Source organism: Bradyrhizobium sp. BTAi1, assembly GCF_000015165.1.
GTDB lineage: Bacteria > Pseudomonadota > Alphaproteobacteria > Rhizobiales > Xanthobacteraceae > Bradyrhizobium > Bradyrhizobium denitrificans.
Window position 1 is genome coordinate 1,354,808 of the sequence record NC_009485.1, and the last position, 23,275, is coordinate 1,378,082.

Sequence of the window (23,275 nt, forward strand, 5' to 3'; positions counted from 1 at the left end):
GCCGGCGCATGGCGTCGGGGATTCTCGATCGTGCGCACGACGCAAAACCCGCCGCATCATCTGCGGCGGGCTCCTGCTTGTCGGAATAGAATTGGACGCTGATGGGGCCGAACAATCAGCGGTCGTCGTCGCGATCGTCGCGGTCATCGCGATCGTGGTGGTGCCAATGGCCGTGGTGGTGATGATCACCATCTTCGTCGGCGAAGACGAACAGATTCATCAGGTCGCCGATGGCCGGACGGTTCACCGGAACATAGCGATGATCGTCGCGGTCATGGATCGGGTTCGGCAGCCGGTCACGGCTGACGGCCGAAATGGTGGGCAGCCGCCAATTCCGCTCGATGAACTTCAGCAGCGAAACGTGATCGTAGTAGGTATGGTCGACATGCCCTTTCTTGGCGAGCGGCGAGACCAGGATGAAGGGAATGCGGGTGCCGTCGCCGAGGAAGTCCACCGGCTGAATATAGCCCGAATCGTAATATCCGCCGCCTTCGTCGGTGGTGATGAAGATCGCGGTCTTGGCCCAGAGCTGCGGGTTGGCCTTGACGCGGTTGATCAGGGCTTCCAGGAACTTCTCATAGAGGTCCGTGGTCGAATCCGCGGGATGACCTGCGAGCGCCTCGAACGGACGCACGAACGACACCGCCGGCAGGGTGTTGTTCTGGATGTCCTTCACGAAGGCGCCGTAGTTCTGCAGCTTGGCTTCCTCGGACGGCGTCTTCATGATCTTGTTGAAGCCGGTGAGGGGATCGCAAATGCCGCAATAGGAGTGGAACAGCAGCGGCACGCCATCGACGCTCTTGGCGAAGGTGGTGGCGTCGTCACCACGGTCGGCACTGTAGTACTTCCAGGACACGCCCTTCGCAGTCATCACGTCGGCAATGGTCGGCGCGCTCTGCGGCGGCAGCACGAACTTGTCCGAGCCGAGTGCGTTCGGCTTGGCGCTCGTCTGATTCCAGTACATGCTGTAATTGTTGACCAGGTAATAATGGTTCGGCGCGCAATTGTTGTGATAGACGCCGTTCTTGAACAGCTGCTCATTGATGGCGGCAACGCCCGGCGCGCTCGGGTCGGAGCAGTTGACGTAGGAGCCACCGCTGTAGCCGTCCTGCTTGTAGTAGTTGTTGGTCCCCGAAACCGGATCCGGATTCTCGATCTGGTTGGCATAGGGCACCGCAGGCGCGCCGTTCAGCGTCTCGGGATTGGTGAAGAACGCCGCGTGTCCGGTCACCAGCGCCTGGAAGTTGGCGCCGGTGCCGCCCATGATGGCCTGGTGATAATTGTCGCTGATCGCATATTCGTCGGCGAGCTGCTTGAAGAACGGCGCGTCACCGGGCTGGGCCTTGCCCGAGGCGTCGGTGAACGGGTTCATGTTGTAGAAGCCCATGGAAATCGCGCCTTCCATCGGGTTGAAGCCGCCCGCCGGATAGGGCTTGCCGTTCGAACCGGTGCCGATGGTCTGCTCGACCCACACGAACTTGTCGTGCTTGCCACCATCGACGTCCTGCCACATCTGGAAAAAGCGGTGCACCGGATCTCCGGTGTAGGCGGCGTAGGGGACGTATTTCGAGATCTGGTACGGTCCGTTGGGGAGATTGGCCGGGAAGCGCGTATCGAGCACGTTCTGCGGCAGGCCGATTCCATAGGTCGTGTAGGGCTGCGGCAATGTCGCGTAGGCGCCGGTGGAGGCCGTCTCGGCGGTGTAACGCACCTCGTCGCGGCCGATGCGCTGTTCGGCCTTCTTGAAGTGCCGGCCCGGGGAGCCGTCCTCGTTCACGATGCCTTTGCTGAGCAGATTATCGATGCTCTGTCCGGACTTCGGCTTGTAGGTGCCGAACAGATTGTCAAAGGTATGGTTCTCGCCGACGATGATGATGACGTGCTCGATCGGCGTGGTGGTCGCCGGTCCGGCGAAGGCGGGCGCGATGCTGGTTGCGGTGAAGACGGCGGTGGTCGCAAGCGCAAGCGCCTTCGACCGCGTGACTGTTCTGGTCATGAAAATCTCCGGGCGGAGTGGGGTGCTGGCACGCGCGCCATGTGGTGAGCGGCCTGCGACGATTTATCGCGGCAACAAATTGCAACGAGGTGTCGGTCGTGATGCGGTTTTGTGAAATGTCCAGAAATGCTGGGCATCGCCGCGATGCGAGCTTGTCGATCCGCGCGACGAGCTTCGTGCGAGCCGGATCGAACGTCAGCGTGAACCGGACGTCGGTTGCGGCGCTTGCGTAATCAGTTGTGAGTAGCAGCTCAGAACTGGCCGGGCACCCAGCCCAGCGCGAGCGCCTGACCTTGCGCGATCTGGCTGGTCGACATCTTCGAGGCGACGGCGTTGCGCAGGCGGAGGTAATAGCTCCGCTGCGCCCGCCCGGCATTGCCGGCCGCGAGGTTGAGCCATTTGTAGGCGAGCACCACGTCCTGCGGAACGCCGTGACCCTTGTCATACATCAGGCCGAGCATGGCCTGGCCGAACGGATTGCCCGCGGCCGCGGCCTGGCAATAGAGATCGCTGGCGACCTCATAGGCCTGCGGCGTGCCGAAGCCGTTCTCGTACATGAACCCGAGCATCGCCTGGGCGCGCGGATCGCCGTGCAGCGCCAGCGGACTCAGCACGCGGACGGCGCGCACGAAATCGCCGCGCGCATAGGCGCTGCGTGCGGCGCTGATCGTGTCGGCGTGAGCGGAGGCGGACATCGTTGCGAGCAGCAGGGCCGCCGCGGTCGCGGCCTTGATGCGACGTCGGATCGACGGCCGAGGCTGGTGGCCGAGATGGTCAGCGGGTGGTGCGGACACGCAAATCATCCGTGATGCTGGCTCCGACCGATCCGCGGAGCTTGGAACGGAGTTCTTCGGCCACCTGATGAGCATCGCTGCCGTCGCGGATGATCTGCGGCCGGATGAAGATGATCAGCTCGGTCCGGGTGCCCTTCTTGTCCTGATGCGAGAACGTGTCGCCCAGGATCGGGATCTCGTCGAAGCCGGGAATGCCGTTGCGGTTGCCGTTCTGCTGCTCGCTGATCAGGCCCGCCAGCAGCACGGTCTGGCCGTTGGCGACCGAGATCGCGCTCTTGACCTTGCGCTGTGACACCGTCGGCGTCAGGCTCGCGGCGCTCTGCGCGGCGACGTTGCTGATCTCCTGCTCGACCTCCAGCCGGACATTGCCATTGGCGGCGATCCGCGGCACGACACGCAGGATGATGCCGGTGTTGCGATAGTCGATGGTGTTCACGACTGTGTTGCTGGACGACAGCACCGTCGCGCTGCCGGTCGAGACCGGCACGACATCGCCGACCTGCAGGGTGGCCGTCTGATTGTTGATCACGACCAGCGACGGGTTCGAGAGCACCTTCACGCTGGTCACCGTATGCAGCGCATCGAGGATCATGTTGGGTGACGCCTCGTGCCCGATCAGGAAGTTGAAGCCGGGCAGCGCGCGGTTGATCAGCGCCGAGGTCGCGGCCGCGGTCGTCGCCGTCGCCACCGAGGTCGTCTGGGTATTGGTGATCGAGCCCTTGTCGGTGCCGAGACCGAGCACCTTGCTCGACAGATAAGCCTGCACGCCGTAGGACAATTCGTTGGTCAGCGTCACCTCGGCGATGGTCGCGTCGATGCCGACCTGCAGCACCGGCTGGTCGAGCTGCTGCAGCGTGCTGGAGATGGTGCGATAGCTCTCGCGATCAGCATAGATCAGCAGCGAATTGTTGACGGTATCCGGCGTGATGCGGACGTTCGGCATCAGCGCCTGGCCGCCGCTGCCGCCGGAGCGCGGTTCCAGCCCGCTCGCCGACGGCGTGCTGCTGGACGCCGATGACGCGCTTGAGGACTGCATCCCGGACAGGCCGCCGGCGCCTTGCAGCCGGCTCGATGTCGTCGCACCGCCGTTGGCTGATCCGGCTGCGTTGGTGTTGAAGGACAGCCGATCGGCAACCGATGTCGTCGTCCCATCCGAGCCGGGCGCCGCCTGATTGTCGGTGCTGTCGGTGGACGAGGAGCTGGCGCCGCCGAACATGTCGGTGAGCACCTTCGCGAGCTGGCGCGCATCGCCGTAGCGGATGCGATAGACGTGGACGCTGGTGCGCCCGGAATCGGCCTGGTCGAGCCGGCGGATCCAGGTCGCCGCGGTCTGCAGCAGCGCCGGCTTGCGCGTCACCACCATGATGGCGTTGAGCCGGCTGACGACCTGCAGCTTCACCAGATTCTGGCTCAGCCCGTTCTCGCCGGTGTCCATGATCTTTTCGAGCTCGGCGACGAGCGGCTCGGGCGCCGAATTGCTGACCGGAAAGACGCCGACCGACTGGCCGCGCATCCAATCGACGTCGAAGCTCAGCGCGGTCTCGATCGCCGAGCGCCGCTCGGCGCCGGTGCCCTGGATGAGCAGCAGGTTCCGCGTGGAGTCGGCGCGCACGCTGCCGGCGCGGGTTGCGAAGCTGTCCATCAGCTTGAGGATCGTCTGCGCGCCGACATATTGCAGCGGCACCACCGACACGCCGTAGCCGGGCTCGGCGCGACCGGCTTCGCCGTCGACGCGGCCGGCCCCGATGGCATCGCCGAGCGGCGTCAGCTTGTAGCCGCCGCCCTCGCGGACCAGCACGACGCCTGACAGGCGCAGCGCACTTTCCAGCACGAACAGAATGTCGGATTTCGGCACCGGCCGCGCGGAGACCAGGCTCACGCTGCCCTGGACGCGCGGATCGATCGAATAGCCGGCGCCGAGAATGTCGCCGATCACGACCTTCGCGACCAGCGCGATCGGCGTGTTCTCGAAATTGAGATCGTAGCCCTTGCCATCGGCCGCCGGCTGCGGCCTGACCTCGGCGACCTCCTGAACCACCGTCCCCTGATAGGTCCGCGCGCTCGCGCGTTCGACCTCGGGGCGGCTCTGGAGCGACCCGACCGGCCGCTCATCGCGTGGCAAGATATCGAGCGAGCGGACCTTGTCGATCACGTCGACATCCGCCGGCGCGCTGGCCTGAGAATTCAGCGTCGCCATGTTGCAGGAGGCGAGCAGGACGGTGCCTGCGAGCAGCAAACCATGCCGGACAACCGCAGCGGACTGGCTTCGATTGCCGATGCAAAACATGGACTTGCCGACCTACTCATGTGGACTGGCCGCAACATGATGCTGCTGCGGGAGACTGTGCGGCCTGCATAGCGGTCCAATGTGACACTTATGTATATTTGGCGGGAGCTGTGGAGTTTTGCGCAACTTGTGTGTCGGAAATGTCGGCACGCTCCGCATTCGTACAACCGTCATGTTCGCGATCAATAACAGCGGCAGCCATTTGTAGTGTGCCGAGACGACATGCCGGCACGGGCGCTCCCCGGATCTCGCCATGAGCGGTACGCTGTCGACCCAGTTTCAGGCCTATCTTCGTCAGCGGCATCCGCAGCGCTCGGGCGAGCCTGCCGGCGACACGCAGCTCGCGCTCTGGGATCGGTTCGGCCTGTCGGCCGAGGCCTTTGCCGAGGAGGCCGTGCAGTTCACCGGGCTGGATCGCGCATCCCTGCGCGAGCTGATGGCGGCGACGCCCGCGGTCAGCGAATTCTCGGACCGCTTCCTGCGCGAAGTGCTCGGCTATCCCTACCGGAGCTCCGAGGGCAGCGCCAATTTTGCCATGGCCGATCCGACCGATCAGGCGGTGCGGCGGGCCGCCGAACTGGTGCTCGGCCCTGACATTATATTTAAGGTCGCGTCGCACGAGGACATTGCGGTCGTGCTCGACCAGCGGCTGGCCGCTGGAGAGGAAGCCGACATCTCGCCGGTCCAGGACCTGCGCGACGACGACATCGAAAGCCTGCGGGATCTGGCGAGCGGCGCGCCGGTGGTGCGGGCGGTCAACGATCTCATCGAGAAGGCCGTGGAAATGCGCGCCAGCGACATCCACATCGAGCCGTTCTCGACCGGGCTCGTCGTCCGGCTCCGCGTCGACGGGCTGTTGCGTCCGATCGCAGCGCCGGCGGGCGTGCTGCCGCAGGCCGTGATCTCCCGCATCAAGATCGTCGCGGGCCTGAACATTGCGGAGCGGCGACTGCCGCAGGACGGCGCCGCGCGCATTCGCGCCGGCCGCGCGGAGATCGACGTCCGCGTCGCGATCATGCCGACGCAGCATGGTGAGACCGCCGTGCTCCGCATCCTGCCCAAGGATCGCTCGCAGCTCGTCGCGAGCCGTCTCGGCCTGTCCCAGCGCGATGACGCCGCGCTCCGCCGCCTGATCGCGCTACCGCACGGCATGATCGTGATCACCGGACCGACCGGCAGCGGCAAGACAACGACGCTGGCGACCATCCTGTCGATGCTCAACACTCCGGAACGCAAGATCCTCACGATCGAGGACCCGGTGGAATATGAGATTCCCGGCATCAACCAGTCGCAGATCAAGCCGGCGATCGGGCTGACATTCGCCACCGCTCTGCGCTCCTTCGTCCGGCAAGACCCCGACGTCATCATGGTCGGCGAGATCCGAGACAACGAGACCGCGCATGTCGCGGTTCACGCCGCGCTGACCGGCCATCTCGTGCTGACGACATTACATACCGAGACCGCGGCGGCGGCGGTGCCGCGGCTGCTCGATCTCGGCGTCGAGGGCTATCTGCTGCGATCGACATTGCGCGCCGTCATCGCGCAGCGGCTGGTGCGCCAGCTTTGCGATCATTGCAAGATCGCCAAGCCGCTCGACGAGGAGACCTGTCGGAACGATCCGCGCTTCGGCCATTTGGGCCTCGCGGCCGGGGACGTGACATGGCATCCCGTCGGCTGCGAGCGATGCGGCCAGAGCGGTTACCGCGGACGCGTCGGTGTGTTCGAGATGCTCGAACTGACGAGCAGCCTGCGCGAGCTGATCGCGGACAGCGCCGATGGCCTGGCGATCGATCGGCTGGCGATGCGGGAGGGCATGACGACGATGCTCGACGACGGCGTCGCCAAGTGCCGCGCCGGCGTCACTTCGACCTCCGAGCTGTTTCGTGTCCTCGTCGCGCGCTGAGGTGGACCGTGCCAAGCTACCGCTATCGCGCATTGACACAGTCCGGCGAGATCGTCGTGGGATCCCTCGTGGCGCCGTCGCGCAGCGAGGTCGAACGGCGCATCTCATATCTTCAGCTGCTGCCGATCGAGACGATCGAGGAGAAGACGTCGGGCTCGGGGGCCGCGTCCGGGTTCGCCTTCGGCGCGCCGTCAGCCGCCGAAGTCACCACCTTCACGCGCGATCTGGCGCTGCTTCTCAAGGCGGGCGCGCGGCTCGACGATGCGCTGGAGCTGCTGTCGGGCGACTCGGAGGTCGGGCGCCTGCGCCCTGTGGTGGCTCGTCTGCGAACGGCCATCATGGCCGGTGAGAGCTTCGCCGACGCCGCGGCCGCGCAGCCGCGCCTGTTCTCACCGATGTATGTCGCGCTGATGCGCGTGGGCGAAGCCTCGGGCACGCTCGATCATGTGCTGACGGCGCTCGCCGGCGAACGCGAGCGCTCCGAGGCGACGCGGCGCAAGCTCACCGACGCGATGCAGTACCCCGCTTTCGTCTTTCTCGCGGCGATCGGCGTGATGCTGTTCTTCCTCGTGGCCGTGCTGCCGAATTTCTCGGCGGTGCTGCGCGATTTCGGCGGTCGCGCCGATACGGCGCTCGGCTTCTTCATGTCGCTGTCCGACATCGTGCGGGCCAATGCGGCGGCCATCACGCTCGGCTGCGCGATGCTGATCGCTGCCGTCTGGTGGCTGCTGCGCCAGCCTGCGGTCCGCGCTGCACTGACCAGCGCGCTGGCGGTGATCCCCGGCATCGGCGACATCCTGATGTTCTATCGGACCAGCCTGTTCTGCCGCAATCTCGGCCTGCTGCTCGGCTGCGGCGTCACGCTCAGCGCGGCATTGCGTATTCTGGTCGACGTGATGGCGGTGACGTCGTCACGAGCGCCGTGGTCGGCCGCCGCGGACCGCGTGCGCCATGGCGGCAAGCTGTCCCAGGCGCTGTCCGCCGACAACATGCTGCCGCCGATGGCGCTGCGCATGCTGCGCCTCGGTGAGGAGACCGGCCAGTTGCCGACGCTCTCGACCCGCATCGCCGAGTTCTATGAATCCAAGCTGCAGCGTGGGCTTGACCGTGTCGTCGGTATCGTCGGTCCTGCCGCGATCCTGCTGATCAGCGTCGTCGTCGGCGGCTTGATCGTCTCGATCATGACGGCGCTGCTCTCCGTCACGCAACTCGTCGGCTGACTTGTATCAAGGAGAATGACATGAGCTCGAACGTGCAGGCCCAGCGGGTCAGAAGGTCCGGACGCGAGAATGAGCGCGGCTTCACGCTGGTCGAGATGCTGGTGGTGATCACCATCATCGGACTGATCATGGGGCTGATCGGTCCGCGTGTTCTGAACTATCTCAGCGAATCCAAGACCAAGGCGGCGCGGATTCAACTGCAGAGCTTCTCGGCGGCGCTCGATCTGTTCTATCTGGATGTCGGCCGCTATCCCTCGACCTCGGAGGGTCTTGCGGCATTGGCGCAGCGGCCGCCGGGGCTGGGCACCTGGAACGGTCCCTATCTCAAGGGCGGAGCGGTGCCGAAGGATCCGTGGAATACGGCCTATGTCTACCGCGCGCCGGGCGATCATGGGCCGTTCGACATTCTGTCCTATGGTGCGGACGGCCAGGAGGGCGGCAGCGGCACCGCCGCCGACATCGTGCTGGGAACGCAGACGAGCGCGCGAAGTGAGTGACGACAGCCAACGCGGATTTACCCTGCTCGAGATGGTCTGCGTGCTCGCGATCGTCGCGCTGCTGGCGTCCGTCGCATGGCCCTATCTGCCGCGGCAGACGTCGCGGCCGCGGTTGCAGGCCTACGCGCTGCAGGCGGTGACGCTGCTGAAATCCGATCGCGCCGCTTCGATGCGCAACGGCCTGCGGGTCGATACGCGGCTGGACACGTCGCGCCGGCTGATCAGCTCCGGCAGCGGCGGTGCGGCGCTGAAGCTGCCGGACGACGTCGGTTTCCAGGCGACCTTGCCGCGCAGTTGCCAGCAGCGGCCGGTGATGGCGACGATCAGTTTCTTCCCCGATGGCCTGTCCTGCGGTGGAGCGATCACCTTGTCCCGCGCCGATCTGAGCCTCGAGATCCGGGTGAACTGGCTGACGGGGAGGATCGACATTGTCTCGCGCGCGCTCGCCAATGGCTGATCACGACCAGGCCGGCTTTACGCTGATCGAGGTGCTCGTCGCGCTCGCCGTCGTCAGCGTGTCGATCGTCGCCATCGGCGCGGTCGTTGCACGCAATGCCTACGCCGTCCGCAGATTCGAGCAGCATGTCACGCTGGTCAGCGATACGCGGCTGGCGCTGACGACGGCATTGGCGGATCGCGGCCGGCTGCAGCCCGGCGTCCTCGATCAGCGTTCCGGGACAGGCTCGGTGGTGCTGAGGATCAATCCGCTCGGCGGCGATTGGGAGCAGCCCACCGGACAGCAGGGCTGGGTTCCCGAAGCCGTGACGATGCGTGTGAGGACCGGCTCCGGCGCCGTTGCCGAGGTGCAGACGGTCCGGCTCGTGCGGATGGCCCGCTGATGAGCGTCAGAGCCAACCAGGGACATCAGGCGGGGTTCGCGTTGATCGAGGCCCTCGGCGCGCTGGCGATTGCCGGCATCGTGCTGTCGGCGCTGCTGGCTGTCACGTCGCAATGGCTACCGGCCTGGAAGCGCGGGCTGGACCGCGTGCAACGCGCCGAGATGGTTGCTGCCGCGCTGCGCCGGGTTGGCGATGATTTCGCCGCGGCTCAATTTGTGGCGCCCAATCGCGAACAGAAGGGGCCGTTGTTCATCGGGCAGGAATTCTCCGCCACGTTTGTTCGGTCCGAGATGGGTCCCAACGCCGGGCACGGTCTTGATGTCGTGCGCATCGGCGAGGAGGGGGACAGGAACGGCCGGGCTTTGCTGCGCGCACGCGCCGCGTTCGAGCCCATTCCGCTCGGGCAAGCCGTCGCGGCGTATTTCCGCTTCCGCGATCCGGTGACGCTGTTGTCCGCTCCGTTCCGGATGTCGTTCGCCTATGCCGACCGGACGATGGCCTGGACGCCGGAATGGCATGATGCGAGCAAATTGCCGTTCGCGGTGCGCATGACGGTCTATGACGAGAGTCGCGGCGGGGGACCGGTGCTGGTCAGCGCTGTCCATATTCAGGTCGACACGCCGGGCGGCGGCTTTGCGGCGTCAGGAGCCGGCGGCAGCTCCAACAACCAGCCCCCGGCTGCGGCCCAGCCGCAGCAGCAGCCCGACAACACCAACAACGACGGGCTGATCGACTGATGCGCAGGCGGATTTCCAGCGATCGGCTCGCCTGCGGGCGCGGCGCACAGGATGGTTTCATCCTCATCGCCGTGCTGTGGATGCTTGCCGCCCTCGCGGCGCTCGTCGTGATCGTCTCGCAGCAATTGGGAAGCTCGGCGCGCTTGTTGCGACTCGAGGACGGGGTCGTCCAGGCCGATGCGTTGGCGTCGGCGGCGATCGAATTGTCAGCCTATCGCCTGATGCTCTCCAAGGAAGAGGAGCGGCCGAGGCAGGGCAGCTTCCGGCTCGCGCTCGCGGGCAACGACATCGCGGTGTCGTTCGTGAGCGAAGCTGCGCGGATCGACCTGAACACGGCGCCGGTCGAGATGCTCGAAGCCCTGTTTGTGACGGTCGGCACCGAGCGGGACGCCGCGAAGGATTTTGCCGAGCGCGTCGTCGCGTGGCGCTCGAAGCCGTCCGATGCGGCCAAGGCGCAGGCCGAGGAGGCGCGCTATGCGGCGGCCGGGCTTGCTCGCATGCCGCGGCTGGCGCCCTTTGCCCATGTCAGCGAGCTCGCTTTGGTTCTCGGCATTCCCGCCGCGCTGGTCGAGCGCACGCTGCCATTCATCACCGTCTTCAATGGCTCTCCAGGGATCGATCCGACGATCGCCCCGCCGGAGGTGGTGGCCGCGTTGCCCGGAATGACACCGCTGATCCTGAAGGACTTCCTTAATGCGCGGGCATCGCTGATGCAGGATGCCGATGCCCTCACCAAGACGCTCGGGCCGGCGGCCAAGGACGCCGCCAAGGGCAAGAGCAAGGCCTATCGGCTCAGCATCCTGGTCGAACCGGCCGGCGGGCTGCGGCATGCCGCGACCGCTGTCATCATTCCGGGCGAAGGTGAGGAGCCCTATCGGCTGCTCGCACGGCAGGACGCAGGACCGCAACCGAGAGGCGCGCGACAGGCGCGGCTGACGCCATGAAGCTGACAGAGACGATCGAGCAAGGATTGACGGCGTGGACGGCGAGCGTGGCCCTCGCGGTCGAGGCGGTCGCCGACCGGCAGCTCAGCAGGGGACGGGTCGTCGTCGAGTATCATCGGCTGGACCATGTGGTCCTGACGCTGCAGGCGCCGTCGCGGGGAAAGCCGGCCTTGCCGCCCGCTGCGATCAATCTCGCAGCGGCGGCACCGCGCCCTGCGCTCTCGCCGGAGTGGTTGCGGGCGCTCCGCGGCTGCGCGCTCGAGGTCCATGTCGCCGCTGGCAACCTGCTGGTTCGTCCGCTCGACTTTCCCAAGCAGGCGGAGCCATTTCTGGACGGGATGATCCGGACGCAGATCGCAAGGTTGACGCCGTGGACGATCGATCAGGTCGTCTTCGGCTTCGGCACGGCGCCGGCGGCCGCAAATGATCGGATCGCGGTGACGCTGATTGCCGCGCCGCGCGCATTGATCCAGCCGCTGCTGGCTTTCGCGGCGGAGATCGGCGCGGCCAAGATCGCGGTGGTCGCGGAGGATGATGCAGGCGACGGTGCGCCGATCCAGATCTACAAGGCGTCGCTGCGCTCTGCGCTCGGAGGCGGCCGTGATCTTGGACGCGTGCTCAAGATCGGCTGGCTCTCGGTCGCCGCGGCCACAGCCGTGCTGCTGATCGCCACCACCTTCGCGGGGGGATATCTCGATGGTGAGCTCGATGATGCCCAGGCCCAAATGGCACGGCTGCGCGCCGCTCTGCGGCCTGCGATCGGAAGCGCAGCCGCCGACGGACTGCTCGCCAAGCGCAAGCAGACCAGCCCGGCCAGCGTGATTGTGCTCGAGACGCTGTCCAAGATCCTGCCGGACGACACCTACGTTCTCGAAATGCATGTCGAGAACGATCGCCTGCAGATTTCAGGCATGACCCAGGATGCGCCGGCCTTGATCCGGCTGATCGAGCAGTCGCCGCAATTCAGCCGAGCCACCTTCTACGCGCCGACGACCCGGACGGCGGGAGAAGCCGGCGAGCGCTTCCACATCGAGGCACGCATCAACCCTTATTTCGGAGATCGGGCATGAACTGGACGGCACCGCTGCGCCGGATCTTCCTGGCCTCGCCGGCCACGGCCGCGATCCTCTATGCTATCAGCCTGGTCGCGCTGCTCTGGGTCGGCGCTGCCGCCGTCGTCGATCTGCTCGCCAAGCGTGAGCAGCTCAATGATAATTACGCCCAGCTGGCGCAGTTTGCGGGACGCAAGCGGCCGGGCAGCACCGCGGATGCTGGCACCGGCGTGTCGCCCGGCGGATCCGTGTTCGTCGAGGGGCGGACGGTCACCATTGCCGGCGCGGCGCTGGTCCAACGCCTCACCGAGGCGGTCACCAAGGTCGGCGGCAGCGTACTGTCGACGCAGGTCGACCTGCCGGCGGCGCGCGCGAGCACGAGCGCCATCAGCGTGGTCGCCAGTTGCGAGCTAGAACAGCCGGCGCTGCAACAACTGCTCTATGACATCGAAGCCGGATTGCCGTTCCTGTTCGTTGATCAGCTGCATGTGCAGCAGCCGCTCGCGGCCGCGGCCAGCGAGAGCGGACGGCTGCGGGTGCTCGTGACCGTGTCCGGCCAATGGCAAGGAAAATCGTGATGCGCGCGCCGGTCAGCTCTCTCGCCGTTGCCTTGGCCGTTGCGTGCCTGGCCGTCGGCTGTCTTGGCGATGCGTGGGGCGATGAAGCGGAAGGTCTCGAACCGACTGCAGCGTTGAACGCTGCCCCCATCGACGGCCATGTCGGACAGGCGGCCGCCGATCCGGAGCGCGCCGCCGTGGCACCGCAAGCGATCTCGGCGGCGACGAGCGCCAATCCGCTGTGGGAGGTTCCGATCGGTGCGCTGCCGGCGACGCGTGAGCGGCCGATCTTCTCGGCTTCGCGCCGGCCGCCTCCACAGGTCGCCGCGCCGGTGATGGTCATGCGCGCGGCGCCGCCGCCTCCGCCGCCGGAGCCGGAACGGCCGAACCTGCAGCTCGTTGGCACGGTGATCGGCGACGAGGAAAGCTTTGGCATCTTCGTCGATCCATCCTCGCAACTACCGCTGCGCCTGCGGATCGGGGCTGCGCATGAAGGGTGGCGGCTCGAGGCGCTGAAGCCGCGCGAGGCCGTCCTGCGGAAGGATGGTGAAACGGTGATCCTGCCGATGCCGCAACTGGGACAGAGCGCAGACGACGACAGCGATCCGGTCCCTGCGCCGCCATCGGCGCGCGCGCGCATGGCGCGGCGGTCGCGCTGAGCTGTCTTCGGCCTCTACGCCGGAAGTACCAGGTCGCTGCCGATGGCCTGCAGCACGAGCACGGCGAGAAGCCCGATGACGAGAAAGGGGCCGAACGGCAGCGCGGTCTGGCCGGTCAAGCGCCGCCCCATGACGAAGAGAACGAGCACGCCCGCAAGCGCCGTCATCGTCGCGACCAGGAGCAGGATCGGCAGGCCGGAGAGGCCGGTCCAAAGCGTTGCGGCCATCAGAAATTTGACATCACCGAGACCCAATCCCTGCCGACCGCGGACCATCGCATACAGCCGCCGTAGCAGCAGCAGGACAATGCCCACGGCGAGAGCCGCGGCGGCGCCCCACAGCGCCGATGATGGATCATCGCCCGCCGCCATTCGAACCAGCCCGCTGATGGCGATGATTGCATTCATCCAGTCGGGCAGCAGGCCGCTGCGCAGATCGGTCCAGATCAGGCCGGCGCAGGTCGGAAGCAGCGCGGCGATGCAAAGAATGTCGATGGCGCTGGTCAAGAGGTCCCGGCGGAATTCACGGCTGCGAAGGCGGCAGCATAGACGTGCTCAGGTGGCGAGCGATAGTCCCGCCATCATCAGACCGATCGCGGCCAGCCAGCCGCCGATCGCGCGGACCGCGATCCCCCGCCAGCTGGAGGCCGGCTCGGTCTCAGGCCGTCGGAAGGCGAGCACGAGGGCCATGATGAGCGTGATGGCGACATAGCCGGCGCTGGCGAGCCCGGCTGCGTAGAGCACACGATCGGTCTGCGGCACGAGCTCGCCGGCATTGGCGACGCCGCGCATCACGCCAAGGACAAAGGCCAGCATGCACAGCAGCGCCACCGGAATGCGCAGGGCGGCCGCGAGCAGAAGTCCGATGACCAGGATGGTCGCGGCATCGACGATCGGCGGCGTGGGAGCCAGGCCGGCTGCCACCGCGAGCGCGAGCCCAAGACACAGACCGAGCGGAAACACCGCAACCAGCCATCGTCCGCTCGCGGCCCCGAGCGATCCGGCCAGCAGTCCGAGCGCCGCCCAGGCCACGACGTCCTGCAAGGTGAGCAGGGGATGCAATGCTCCGGCATAGAAGTCGCCGAGCCGTGCCGAGACGATGTGCGCGTCGGCGATCTGCACCTGGGTCAACAGCAGCAGCGCCGTCAGCAGCGACGTTCTCAGGCGCAAGCTCATGCCGCGACTCCCAGGCTCGTGACCAGGAAGTAGCCGCCGAGCGCAGCAATGGCTGCTCCGACGCCCTGGATGACGCGTTCGCCACCCGGCCAGCGGGCGAGCGCGCCGATCGTGATGCCGAAGGCATGAAGCAGGCCGGTGGCGACGACGAAGCCACAACCATAGGCCAGGGGATTTGCCGCGGAGGGGAGCTCGGCGCCATGCGCATGGCCGTGGAAGATGGCGAACACCGCAACGACCGCCGCGGCCAGCACGAACGGGGCCCGGACGCGCAGAGCGACCGCCAGTCCGAGCACCAGCGCCGAGAGTGCGATCACCAGCTCGGGAACGGGCAGCCCGATCTTGAGGATGCCCACCACGGCGCCGAGCGCCATCACCAGCGGAAAGACGATCGGCAGCACCCAGATCGCGGCGCCGCCGAGCTGCGCACCCCAGATGCCGACGGCGACCATCGCAACGAGATGGTCCAGCCCGGTCAGCGGATGCAGCAGTCCGGCGGCCAGCCCGCCACCGACGCCGGTCTGCTCGTGGGCAAAACCCGGGCTCGCCGTCAGCACGGACAGCAACACCACGCCGCAAGCGGAGTGCAGGAGGTGACGCCGCATCATCTTTGCTCCATCCGCGTCATGCCAGCGCCAGCACCCGCACCAGACGGCCCAGGAACCAGAACATCGATACGGAGCCGATCGCATAGGCGGGAAGCTCCGCGCCCCAGCTCGGCAGCACCGCGCCAAGCCGGCGATGCGCCCAGATCAGCGCCAGCACCAGCAGGACGAACAGGATCTGGCCGATTTCCACGCCGACGTTGAAGAAGAGCAGGGCTGCCGGCAGGATGCGTCGCTCCAGCCCGAGGCCGGCGAGGGCGCTCGCGAAGCCGATGCCGTGCACGAGACCAAAGCTGAAGGCCACGGCCCAGGGATAACGCGCGGTGAGGCCGATCTCGCCGCGCTGTTGCTTGACGATCTCGACGCCGACGAACACGATGCTGAGGGCAATGCAGGCGTTGAGCGGTCCCTCGGGGACGCCGATCCAGCCGAATGCCGTTGCGGCGAGTGACGCGCTGTGCCCGATCGTGAAGGCGGTGATCGTCTTGAGCAGCCGCCAGCCGCCTTGCACGATCCAGATCAGGCCGAGCACGAACAGCAGGTGGTCGGCGCCGAGCAGAATGTGATCGATGCCGAAATTGATATAGGTCTTGCCGAGCTCCAGCCAGGTGTCCAGCGTGGGCGCGTCAGTGCCGAGCACCGTCACCACCGGATTGGCCGCCGAGATCGTGTAGCTGCGCGTCTCGCCGTTCAGCGAGGTCACGCGGATGATGGCGGCCGACATGTCCTCGCCAAGATTGGCGATGGTCATCTGCCCCACCAGCCCCTTGTCGCCGCAATTGAGCTCCGGCAGGCGCAGCAAGCAATGTGCCGGCATCTTGAGCTCGATGCGGTTGGCGCCGTCTTTCGGCAGGGTGGTCCAGCGTCCGATGAAGACGCCGGGGCGCATCTCCCGGAATTCGAGCACGCCGAGTGTTGCCTGATGCGCCGTCGCGGAGCGCGAATGCAGCAGCGCGGCGAGTGCGAGCAGAACGACCTGCAGGACGCGCCAGCCGGTCACGGCTCGTACCTGATCGTGTAGTTGGCCTTGAGCCGGCTCACTGCCTCCCACGCCTGCTTGCGCGTTTCCTCGGTGTGCCAGATCTTGGCGGCGTCGTCGCGGAGGTCCTCGAATTTCGCCGGCGCGCCAGGGGTGCGCGCGTCGAGGCGCACGACGTGCCAGCCATCCTTGGACTGCAACACGGTCCATTGCTGCGTCGACAGCTTGAGCAGGCCTTCGCCGAACTGGTCGCCGAAGGCGGCGGACAGGCTGGGTACGGGGCGGTCGAGGATCGCCCGCGTCTGGTCGCGCAACTCTTCGGACTCGCGCTGCTCGCGAATGTCGTCGAGGTGTCGCTTGGCCGTTGCTTCGTCGCTCGGCGGGGTGATCAGAAAGCTGACGCGCTCGGGCTCGTCGAAGCGGGCGTGATTTTCGGTGAACCAGGCCCGCAACTGCTCCTCGCTCGGCTTCGGCACGCGGACCTGGTCGAAGATCAGATATTGCAGCTTGAACGCGACGCGGTCGCGGATCATCTCGTCGCCGCGGTCGACGCCGAGCGCCTTGCCTTCGCGGTAGAGGATCTCGCTGGCCACCCAGGCCTCGACCATCTTCTGCAGTTCGGCCTCGCTCGGGGTGCGCTGCTTATCCTCGTCGAACGTGTCGATGAAGGACTGGCGCAGCGCCTTGGTGACGGTGATGACCTTCTCGTCCTTGGCCGGCGGATGCAGAATGGCATCGGCCGCAAAGATCAGGCCGCCGAGCGCGAGGAAATGCAGCAGGGGTTCTCTGGCCAGCGCGCGCAGGGCCGCGCCCCAGCTTCGTGCCGGCGCGGGCAACGCGCTGTGGCCGTCTCGCGGATTGGCGTGGGCAGAGGCGCCTTCGAAGGTCTGCGCCGCATTGGACATGGCAGGTGCTGACATACGCTCTTTTGAAATGACGACCGCGCTCGAGGCGCGGCGCGTATATGCAACGGCATACTCGCGGTTGTCACCGTGCAATCAGCCGTGTCACAAAAAATTCGCAAGATCCGTGACGGGTCTTGTTGGTGGGGGGCAAGGCGCACGAAAAATAAAACCTTCAACAAACTGTCTCCGAGTTTTGGTTTGGTCGCGCCACGAATGACGAGGCGCATCGTGCATGCGTTGGGGATTCGTGTTTGAAATCTCATTGAACGTCCAGGGGCGACGAAATGGTTCCATCTGCCAAAAAGATCTTGTTGACAGCGGCCTCGGTGTCGCTGGCGCTCTCGCAGAGCGCCGATGCCGGAGAACGCTGGGGCGAATATTGGGGTGAGCCGAAAGCGAAGATGAATCCGTATGTCGCCGGCGACATGCACAATCACAACACCTGCACCGACGGTTCGGTGGCCGCCGGCTATTCGATCGATCGTTCGGTCGGCAAGGGCACCGCGGCGGCTGGTGGCAAGAACTTCGACCTCGACTGGTTCACGCTCGGCAACCACGGCGGCTCGGGCAACCGCGACTGCCGCTTCAGCGATGCCAGCGCCAATATCCCGGGTGACAACACCACCACCTATTGGAGCCAGACGCTCGGCAAGACGATCGACGGCATCACCATCACCAAGCTGAAGGGCACGCCGAACGGCACCGACACCAACGCCAAGATGTGGCGCTGGCAGTCGATCCAGGAAATCGAGTACCCGACGATCGTCAGCCGAACCGCGACGTATAATAAGGTGCTGGTCGAAGGCCTGGAGTGGATCCTGCCCGGTCACGAGCATGGCGACGTCGCCGTGATCGCCGGCCAGAACCCACGCGGCTACGGCAATGCCGACAAGATGGCCGAGTTCGAATACCGCTTCGACCGCGCCGACACCGACGCGATCGGTCCGGTCGACGCCAGCAACAATCCGCTGTGGTCGGGCAAGGACAACGTCAACAATTCCGGCACGGCCGGCCACCAGAAGGCCGTCGCCGGTATCACCTGGCTGCAGGCCAACCACCCGCTGCAGTCCTACGCCATCCCGACCCACACCGAGCGTCAGGGCCCGTTCAACCCGAGCGGCACCGCGGGCTACAACATCGAGCACTTCCGCGACTTCAACAATGCCGGCCCGACGGTGGCGTTCGGCATCGAGGCGCCGGGCCACATGGCCGAGGGCGGCATCAATGGCGGTTCGGGCTCCTATACGGCGAATGCCGTCGGCGGCGGCACCTACGGCATGCATGGCGTCTACACCGCCAAGGTCGGCGGCCTGTGGGATGGTCTGCTCGGCGAAGGCCGCAACGTGTTCGTGTTCCAGAGCTCGGACTGGCACAGCCGCGGCGTCTACGGCGCCCGCGACGCCAGCACCACGGCGGACTTCATCCCCGGCGAATACACCCGTCTTTACGTTCCGAACGAGAAGCACTTCACGCAGCAGTCGATCATCGACGGCATGCGCTCGGGTAACTCGTACTCGGTCAATGCCCAAATCATCGGCTCCGACATGGTGTTCCGCGCCAGGGGGGAGTGGGATGACGAGTGGAAGACGATGGGCGAGACGCTGCGCGTGTGGCCCGGCGAGAAGATCGTCCTCGAGATGGAAATGACCGTCCCGGTCGCCAACAACAGCCCCTACAGCTTCAACAACCCGTTGCTGCTGCCGGTCGGCATCAAGCAGCCTTTGAACAAGCCCTATCTCGACCATGTCGATCTGATCACCGGTGACGTCACCGGCCCGATCGCGCCGGGGGCTGCGGGCTATGCGGTGGCCAATGCGGCCGGCGTTGCCGGCGCGGCCATCGTCTACAATGCGTCGGCCAAGATCGCCAAGCAGATCCAGGCCACCAAGATGAAGAGCTACAAGCTGAAGGATGGTTCGGTTCGCCTCAGCTTCACGACCTCCTTCGTCGCGAGCGAGAAGCCGTTCTACATCCGCGCCCGCGGCACCAACATCCCGCCGGCGACGCCGAACGTCTCCGACAGCGCCGGCAACCCGCTGCTCGACCTCAACAACGTCAATGTCAGCTGCACCGACGCGGCGTGCCCGTCGCATCTCGGAACGGTCAATGGCGTGAAGAGGGTGACCAACGACGTGCAGGCCTGGTCGAATGTCTGGTTCTATGCGAACCCGATCTTCGTCCGTCCGCATGGCACGCCGAAGTTGCTGGTTGAAAAGAACCATGAGCTGGCGCGCAAGCTGGCGCATGAGCACCACCACAGGCACGATTGGGATCAGTGGGGCCAGTGGGGTCAGTGGGATTACTGGGCGTTCAACCGCGATTTCGATCGCGACTAAGCGCTCCTGATCGACCGGGCGGCCGAGAACGGTCGTCCGGTCGTCGCCGCGATCGGCGCCGGTTCACGAACCGGCGCTTCTTGTCTTTGATAGGATCTGCCTGGGTTCGTCCGCCGATGTCTCGCCTGTTGATCTCGATTGCCGCCGTCCTCGCGCTCACGAATGCTGTATCGGCGAATGAGGAAGAGCCGACGCAGGAGACCTGCGACGCTGCGGTGGCCGAGGCGCGCGCGGAAGCAGCCGCGCTCCCGGCCGATGACGTGTCGCGCTATTTCGCCGAGCGGGACATCCAGCAGGCGCTGGTCGAAGCCGGCAATGGCGAGTTCGATGATTGTGTCGAGAAGGCCGAGCGGGCGCTGTTGGAAGCACGCGAGCGGCCTCACAGCCTGAAGTCGGGTGAGCGGCTCGACATTCTTGGTGCGCATGAGGTGCCGCCGCGCTGATCGAAAGGTCCGCGGAGCGCACCGTCATCGCTCTGTCATGCAAGTCAGCACATTGTCGGATTGTGACGACGCGTGCAGGACATTGAGGCATGGACCAGATCGAAGCGCTTTTTCCGATTCCGCTGTTGCGTTCGCCGGGACTGCTCAGTCCCGAGTTGAAAGATGCAGCCGTGGCGGCGATCCGGAATGCGAAGATCGAGAGCAATCTGCGCTCCGGCCAATTGTTTCATACCGAAGTGGCCGATCCCCGCGCCAATAATCTGTTCCAGACCATCGCCGAACTGGCGGTGCCGAAGCTGGTCGATTTCGGTGAGCTGCTGTTCGGCGAGAAGCTGCGCTGGACCGTCAAGGAGATGTGGACGAATATGCTGGAGACCGGCGGCAATCAGACCTTGCACGCCCATGCCAACAGCTTCATCTCCGGGATCTTCTATCTGACGCCCTCGCATCCCGGCAGCCGCACCGTGTTCGTGCGGCCGCCCGGCGGCAGCGACTTCTCCTTCCGCCATCATACGCGCAGCGCGGCGGTCGGACCGTTCAATGCCGGAAAATATGTGCTGCCCGAGGCAGAGCCGGGCGATCTCGTGCTGTTTCCGAGCTACCTCTATCATGAGGTGCCGCGCAATCAGGGCGATCAGCGCATCACGATCGCCTTCAATGCGATCCCAGATCATCTGGACTGTTGGGGCTACCGCGTCAGCTTCGACTCCTGACGCGAGAGCGTGATCTTTTCGGGCAACGCCGGTTGTCGCCTCTACGAGTTGTGCTGTTTCATCCGCCGAATTCCTGGGTCAGCAGATCGTGCGCCTCGCGGCGTGACGGCGCCGCCGCGTCGATGGCGCGGAGCAGGCGTTCCGCGCCCCGCCGGTCCGACGCGAGCAGCGCTCTGGCCATGCTCATCAGCGGCGCATAGGCCGGCTCGAACTCGGCGCTGAGGCGGACCGAGTCGAGAAGGCCTGGCGCCGCCGCTGCGATCAAGGCCGCGCCGCGCGGGTCGCCGGTGAGTGCCGCGCCGGCCTGCAGGAAGCGATTGCGCGCCTGCCCATAGGCGTTCAGGCGCTGGTCCCAGGCGGGGCGATCCGCCTGCGGCATCAGTCCGGCCGGATCGGTCGTCGTCTGGCCGATGACCGTCAACAGCAACTGCCAGGGCGGCGCCGAGAGCGCGCGGACGTTGCTCCGGGCGTCGAAGGTGACGAACGGAAAATCGTCGGTGTTGCGCGGACCCGGACCTGCAAAGCGCGCCAGGGCGCCGGCGTCGGCGATATATTGCCCGAGCAGGTCGATGGGCCGGTCGAAACCGAGCGGCTGAAGGACAGGGCGGAGCTGCGGGTCCGAGAACCGGGCGGCGAGCCGACCGGGATCGAGCATTTGCGGGACGCGTGATCCGATCAGCGCGAGCATCGGCGTGCGGACGCTGTAATGGTTCAGCCAGGCTGAGCCGTCCGGGAAGATGGCGAGAAAGCTCCTGATGATGGCCCGCAGCGAGGGCGCATCGAGCTGGTAGAGCGGCAGCCATTGGCAGAACACGCCATCGGCGGCCAGCCGCTGCTTGACCGCATCGAAATGCTCCGTCGTATACAGCGCCCCGCTGCCGTCCAGCGCCGGATGAAACAGGTCGGCGACGATCACGTCGTAGCGTCCGCCATCCGCGACGATGAAGCGGCGCGCATCGGCGACCGTAATCGGCGGCATTGGCTGCTTGGTCGCGCCGTCGTCGAACCATGGCAGCAACGCGACGACCTCGGAGGACAATTCGACCGCGCGCACGTCGAGGCCCGGCAGCTGCGCGCCGCCGAGCACGGTCGCTCCGGTGCCGACCCCCAGGAACAGCGCGGTGCGCGGCGCCGGATGCAGCAGCAGCGGCAGCATGGCTTGGCGATAATCGGAGCGAACGGAGCTGGTGCCACCCATGCGGAAGTGCCCGTTCACCTCCAGATAGCGCGCGCCGGAGGCATCATCGACGACGCTCGCGGTGGCCATCGGCCCTTCGCGCAGCGCCAGCAGCTTGCCGCCATGGGGCACCTTCACCGGGCTGGGAGCGGGCCACGCCAGCAACAGCGCGCCGAGCAGGGCTGGCCCGGCCGCCCAGCGCAACGCCGCGCGGCTCGGCTGCAGCAGCAGCAGATATCCCGTCGCCGCCAGCACAAGCGCCCTCCAGGTGCCGAGTGTTGGAATCAGCAACTGGGCCGCGAGCAGCGGGGCGATCGCGGCGCCGAGGCTGTTGATGCCGACCGCCCAGCCGACTGAGCCGCTGATGTCGCGGACCTCCTGCATGAGCTGGCCGAACAGCGCGCCCATCGCCATCGCCGGCAGCAGAAACAGTAGCAGGGCGATGCCAAGTTCACCGGGAATGCCTTGGTCCGCCACGCGATCCGCAAGGTCGATGAGAGAGAGAGCCAGCAGCGCCGTGCCCAGCCCGGCGAAGGCGGTGCCGGCGAGCAGCGCGGTCTTGCCGGACCTCATCCTCGGCCCGAGGCGCTGCCAGATGAGGCCGCCGGCGGCGGTCCCCAGCAGATAGGCGGACAACAGGCAGGCGAAGCTGTAGACGGTGTCCTGCATCGTCTGCGCCGCGAGGCGCACGACCAGCACTTCGATGCCGATGCCAAGCAGACCGGTGGCGAACAAGGTGATCGTGAGCCTCGGGCCGATCCCAGCATGTCCGCGCACGGCGCCTGCGCGTGGCTCGATCGCCAGCCGCCGGCCCAGATAGAGCGCGGCCAGCGCACAGACCGCGTTCACCGCGGCAAGGCACAGCAGCGTCGTTGCGAAGCCGAGCGTCGGGATCAGCACGAAGGTGGACAGCAGCGTGCCGGCGACTGCGCCGGCGGTGTTGGCGCCGTAGACGCCGGCACTGACGGCACCGGCGTCCTGCGCCGCGGACATCATGCGCTCCAGTGCCGTCAGCGTGCCGCCCATCGCGACCGTGGCCGGCAGCAGCACCAGGGTCGGCAGCAGGAAGCTGGCGCTCCATAGCAGGACCGGCGAGGGAGCGGTGCCCAGCAGCGGCGCCAAGGCCCGCGCGCTGGCCGGGAGCAGCCAGATCGCGCAGACGCCCCATAGGCCGATGATGATTTCAAGAGCCGCATAGACCTGGTGCGGCTTGGTGGCGCGACGAATATGGCTGTCCAGCACGAACGCCCCGAGTGCCAGGCCGGCGAAGAAGCCGGCGATCGCGCCGAGCACCGCCATCATCTCGGTTCCCAAAGCGAGACTGAGTTGGCGCGTCCAGACGATCTCGTAGCCGAGCCCCGCAAGTCCGGAGGCCGCGATCAGGACGGGCATCGCCCGGCGCGATGCCGGCTGGTTGGCCGTGTCCGATGTCAGCGCGGTAAAGCGGGTGTCGTGGG

22 protein-coding genes are annotated in these 23,275 nt (G+C 66.4%); 13 read left to right on the forward strand and 9 right to left on the reverse strand.

Translation table 11 applies throughout. The features are described 5' to 3' along the window. Nucleotides 1–115: 115 nt before the first annotated feature. The 3 genes from BBTA_RS06015 to gspD form a co-directional block, all read right to left on the reverse strand. Nucleotides 116–1,996, reverse strand: coding sequence for an alkaline phosphatase family protein (locus tag BBTA_RS06015; RefSeq protein ID WP_012041557.1), 1,881 nt, complete (start codon nucleotides 1,994–1,996; stop codon nucleotides 116–118). 251 nt (nucleotides 1,997–2,247) lie between these two features. Next, complete coding sequence (locus BBTA_RS06020) at nucleotides 2,248–2,799, reverse strand: tetratricopeptide repeat protein (RefSeq protein WP_012041558.1); 552 nt, start codon at nucleotides 2,797–2,799, stop codon at nucleotides 2,248–2,250. Further along, nucleotides 2,771–5,077 carry a type II secretion system secretin GspD gene (gene gspD / locus BBTA_RS06025; protein WP_041750375.1) on the reverse strand — a complete coding sequence of 769 codons (2,307 nt, stop codon included), beginning with the start codon at nucleotides 5,075–5,077 and terminating at the stop codon, nucleotides 2,771–2,773. Before gspD ends, BBTA_RS06020 begins: the two co-directional genes overlap by 29 nt. 253 nt (nucleotides 5,078–5,330) lie before the next feature. Here gspD and BBTA_RS06030 point away from each other — a divergent pair, with 253 nt between their 5' ends. The 10 genes from BBTA_RS06030 to BBTA_RS06075 are packed head-to-tail and all read left to right on the forward strand — an operon-like array spanning nucleotide 5,331 to nucleotide 13,485. Further along, entirely contained in the window at nucleotides 5,331–6,980 is a 1,650-nt protein-coding gene (locus tag BBTA_RS06030) for a GspE/PulE family protein (protein WP_012041560.1), read from the forward strand. Between the two features lie 8 nt (nucleotides 6,981–6,988). After that, the gene (locus tag BBTA_RS06035) at nucleotides 6,989–8,200 is read left to right on the forward strand and encodes a type II secretion system F family protein (protein ID WP_012041561.1); all 1,212 of its coding nucleotides are present in this window, start codon (nucleotides 6,989–6,991) and stop codon (nucleotides 8,198–8,200) included. A 20-nt stretch (nucleotides 8,201–8,220) separates the two neighbouring features. Next, on the forward strand, nucleotides 8,221–8,697 hold the full coding sequence (gspG, locus tag BBTA_RS06040) for a type II secretion system major pseudopilin GspG (RefSeq protein WP_012041562.1): 477 nt from the start codon (nucleotides 8,221–8,223) through the stop codon (nucleotides 8,695–8,697). Beyond that, the gene (locus BBTA_RS06045) at nucleotides 8,690–9,154 is read left to right on the forward strand and encodes a prepilin-type N-terminal cleavage/methylation domain-containing protein (protein ID WP_012041563.1); all 465 of its coding nucleotides are present in this window, start codon (nucleotides 8,690–8,692) and stop codon (nucleotides 9,152–9,154) included. Before gspG ends, BBTA_RS06045 begins: the two co-directional genes overlap by 8 nt. Further along, a complete protein-coding gene (locus BBTA_RS06050; RefSeq protein ID WP_012041564.1) occupies nucleotides 9,147–9,536 on the forward strand; it encodes a prepilin-type N-terminal cleavage/methylation domain-containing protein in 390 nt (129 codons plus the stop codon). Before BBTA_RS06045 ends, BBTA_RS06050 begins: the two co-directional genes overlap by 8 nt. Further along, a complete protein-coding gene (locus tag BBTA_RS06055; protein ID WP_012041565.1) occupies nucleotides 9,536–10,273 on the forward strand; it encodes a type II secretion system protein J in 738 nt (245 codons plus the stop codon). Before BBTA_RS06050 ends, BBTA_RS06055 begins: the two co-directional genes overlap by 1 nt. Further along, nucleotides 10,273–11,217, forward strand: a complete 945-nt coding sequence (locus BBTA_RS06060) for a general secretion pathway protein GspK (protein ID WP_012041566.1) — start codon at nucleotides 10,273–10,275, stop codon at nucleotides 11,215–11,217. The genes BBTA_RS06055 and BBTA_RS06060 overlap by 1 nt, the downstream gene beginning before the upstream one ends. Continuing rightward, nucleotides 11,214–12,287 (forward strand): PilN domain-containing protein, encoded by a 1,074-nt coding sequence (locus tag BBTA_RS06065; RefSeq protein ID WP_012041567.1) that lies wholly within the window; start codon nucleotides 11,214–11,216, stop codon nucleotides 12,285–12,287. The genes BBTA_RS06060 and BBTA_RS06065 overlap by 4 nt, the downstream gene beginning before the upstream one ends. Continuing rightward, nucleotides 12,284–12,847 carry a type II secretion system protein GspM gene (gene gspM / locus BBTA_RS06070; RefSeq protein WP_012041568.1) on the forward strand — a complete coding sequence of 188 codons (564 nt, stop codon included), beginning with the start codon at nucleotides 12,284–12,286 and terminating at the stop codon, nucleotides 12,845–12,847. The genes BBTA_RS06065 and gspM overlap by 4 nt, the downstream gene beginning before the upstream one ends. Continuing rightward, nucleotides 12,847–13,485 carry a hypothetical protein gene (locus BBTA_RS06075; RefSeq protein ID WP_041750376.1) on the forward strand — a complete coding sequence of 213 codons (639 nt, stop codon included), beginning with the start codon at nucleotides 12,847–12,849 and terminating at the stop codon, nucleotides 13,483–13,485. Before gspM ends, BBTA_RS06075 begins: the two co-directional genes overlap by 1 nt. Nucleotides 13,486–13,499: 14 nt before the next feature. Here BBTA_RS06075 and BBTA_RS06080 read toward each other — a convergent pair whose 3' ends face one another. Genes BBTA_RS06080 through BBTA_RS06100 form a run of 5 tightly spaced genes read right to left on the reverse strand, consistent with a single transcriptional unit; the run spans nucleotide 13,500 to nucleotide 17,164 of the window. Then, complete coding sequence (locus BBTA_RS06080; protein ID WP_012041570.1) at nucleotides 13,500–13,991, reverse strand: A24 family peptidase; 492 nt, start codon at nucleotides 13,989–13,991, stop codon at nucleotides 13,500–13,502. Nucleotides 13,992–14,039: 48 nt separating this feature from the next. Further along, entirely contained in the window at nucleotides 14,040–14,660 is a 621-nt protein-coding gene (locus BBTA_RS06085) for a HupE/UreJ family protein (RefSeq protein ID WP_012041571.1), read from the reverse strand. Beyond that, nucleotides 14,657–15,268, reverse strand: coding sequence for a HupE/UreJ family protein (locus BBTA_RS06090; protein WP_041750377.1), 612 nt, complete (start codon nucleotides 15,266–15,268; stop codon nucleotides 14,657–14,659). Before BBTA_RS06090 ends, BBTA_RS06085 begins: the two co-directional genes overlap by 4 nt. A gap of 16 nt (nucleotides 15,269–15,284) precedes the next feature. Next, a complete protein-coding gene (locus tag BBTA_RS06095; protein ID WP_012041573.1) occupies nucleotides 15,285–16,265 on the reverse strand; it encodes a HupE/UreJ family protein in 981 nt (326 codons plus the stop codon). Beyond that, complete coding sequence (locus BBTA_RS06100) at nucleotides 16,262–17,164, reverse strand: peptidyl-prolyl cis-trans isomerase (protein ID WP_244424368.1); 903 nt, start codon at nucleotides 17,162–17,164, stop codon at nucleotides 16,262–16,264. Before BBTA_RS06100 ends, BBTA_RS06095 begins: the two co-directional genes overlap by 4 nt. A 269-nt stretch (nucleotides 17,165–17,433) precedes the next feature. On the opposite strand from BBTA_RS06100, the gene BBTA_RS06105 reads away from it, so the two are divergent. From BBTA_RS06105 to BBTA_RS06115, 3 genes are all read left to right on the forward strand, one after another. Then, entirely contained in the window at nucleotides 17,434–19,485 is a 2,052-nt protein-coding gene (locus BBTA_RS06105) for a hypothetical protein (RefSeq protein WP_012041575.1), read from the forward strand. A 116-nt stretch (nucleotides 19,486–19,601) separates the two neighbouring features. After that, the gene (locus tag BBTA_RS06110) at nucleotides 19,602–19,928 is read left to right on the forward strand and encodes a hypothetical protein (RefSeq protein ID WP_012041576.1); all 327 of its coding nucleotides are present in this window, start codon (nucleotides 19,602–19,604) and stop codon (nucleotides 19,926–19,928) included. A gap of 89 nt (nucleotides 19,929–20,017) precedes the next feature. Next, entirely contained in the window at nucleotides 20,018–20,641 is a 624-nt protein-coding gene (locus BBTA_RS06115; protein ID WP_041750378.1) for a 2OG-Fe(II) oxygenase family protein, read from the forward strand. A 58-nt stretch (nucleotides 20,642–20,699) separates the two neighbouring features. Here BBTA_RS06115 and BBTA_RS06120 read toward each other — a convergent pair whose 3' ends face one another. Beyond that, nucleotides 20,700–23,210: a spermidine synthase gene (locus BBTA_RS06120; RefSeq protein ID WP_244424458.1), complete on the reverse strand. Its 2,511-nt coding sequence runs from the start codon at nucleotides 23,208–23,210 to the stop codon at nucleotides 20,700–20,702. Nucleotides 23,211–23,275: the final 65 nt, after the last annotated feature.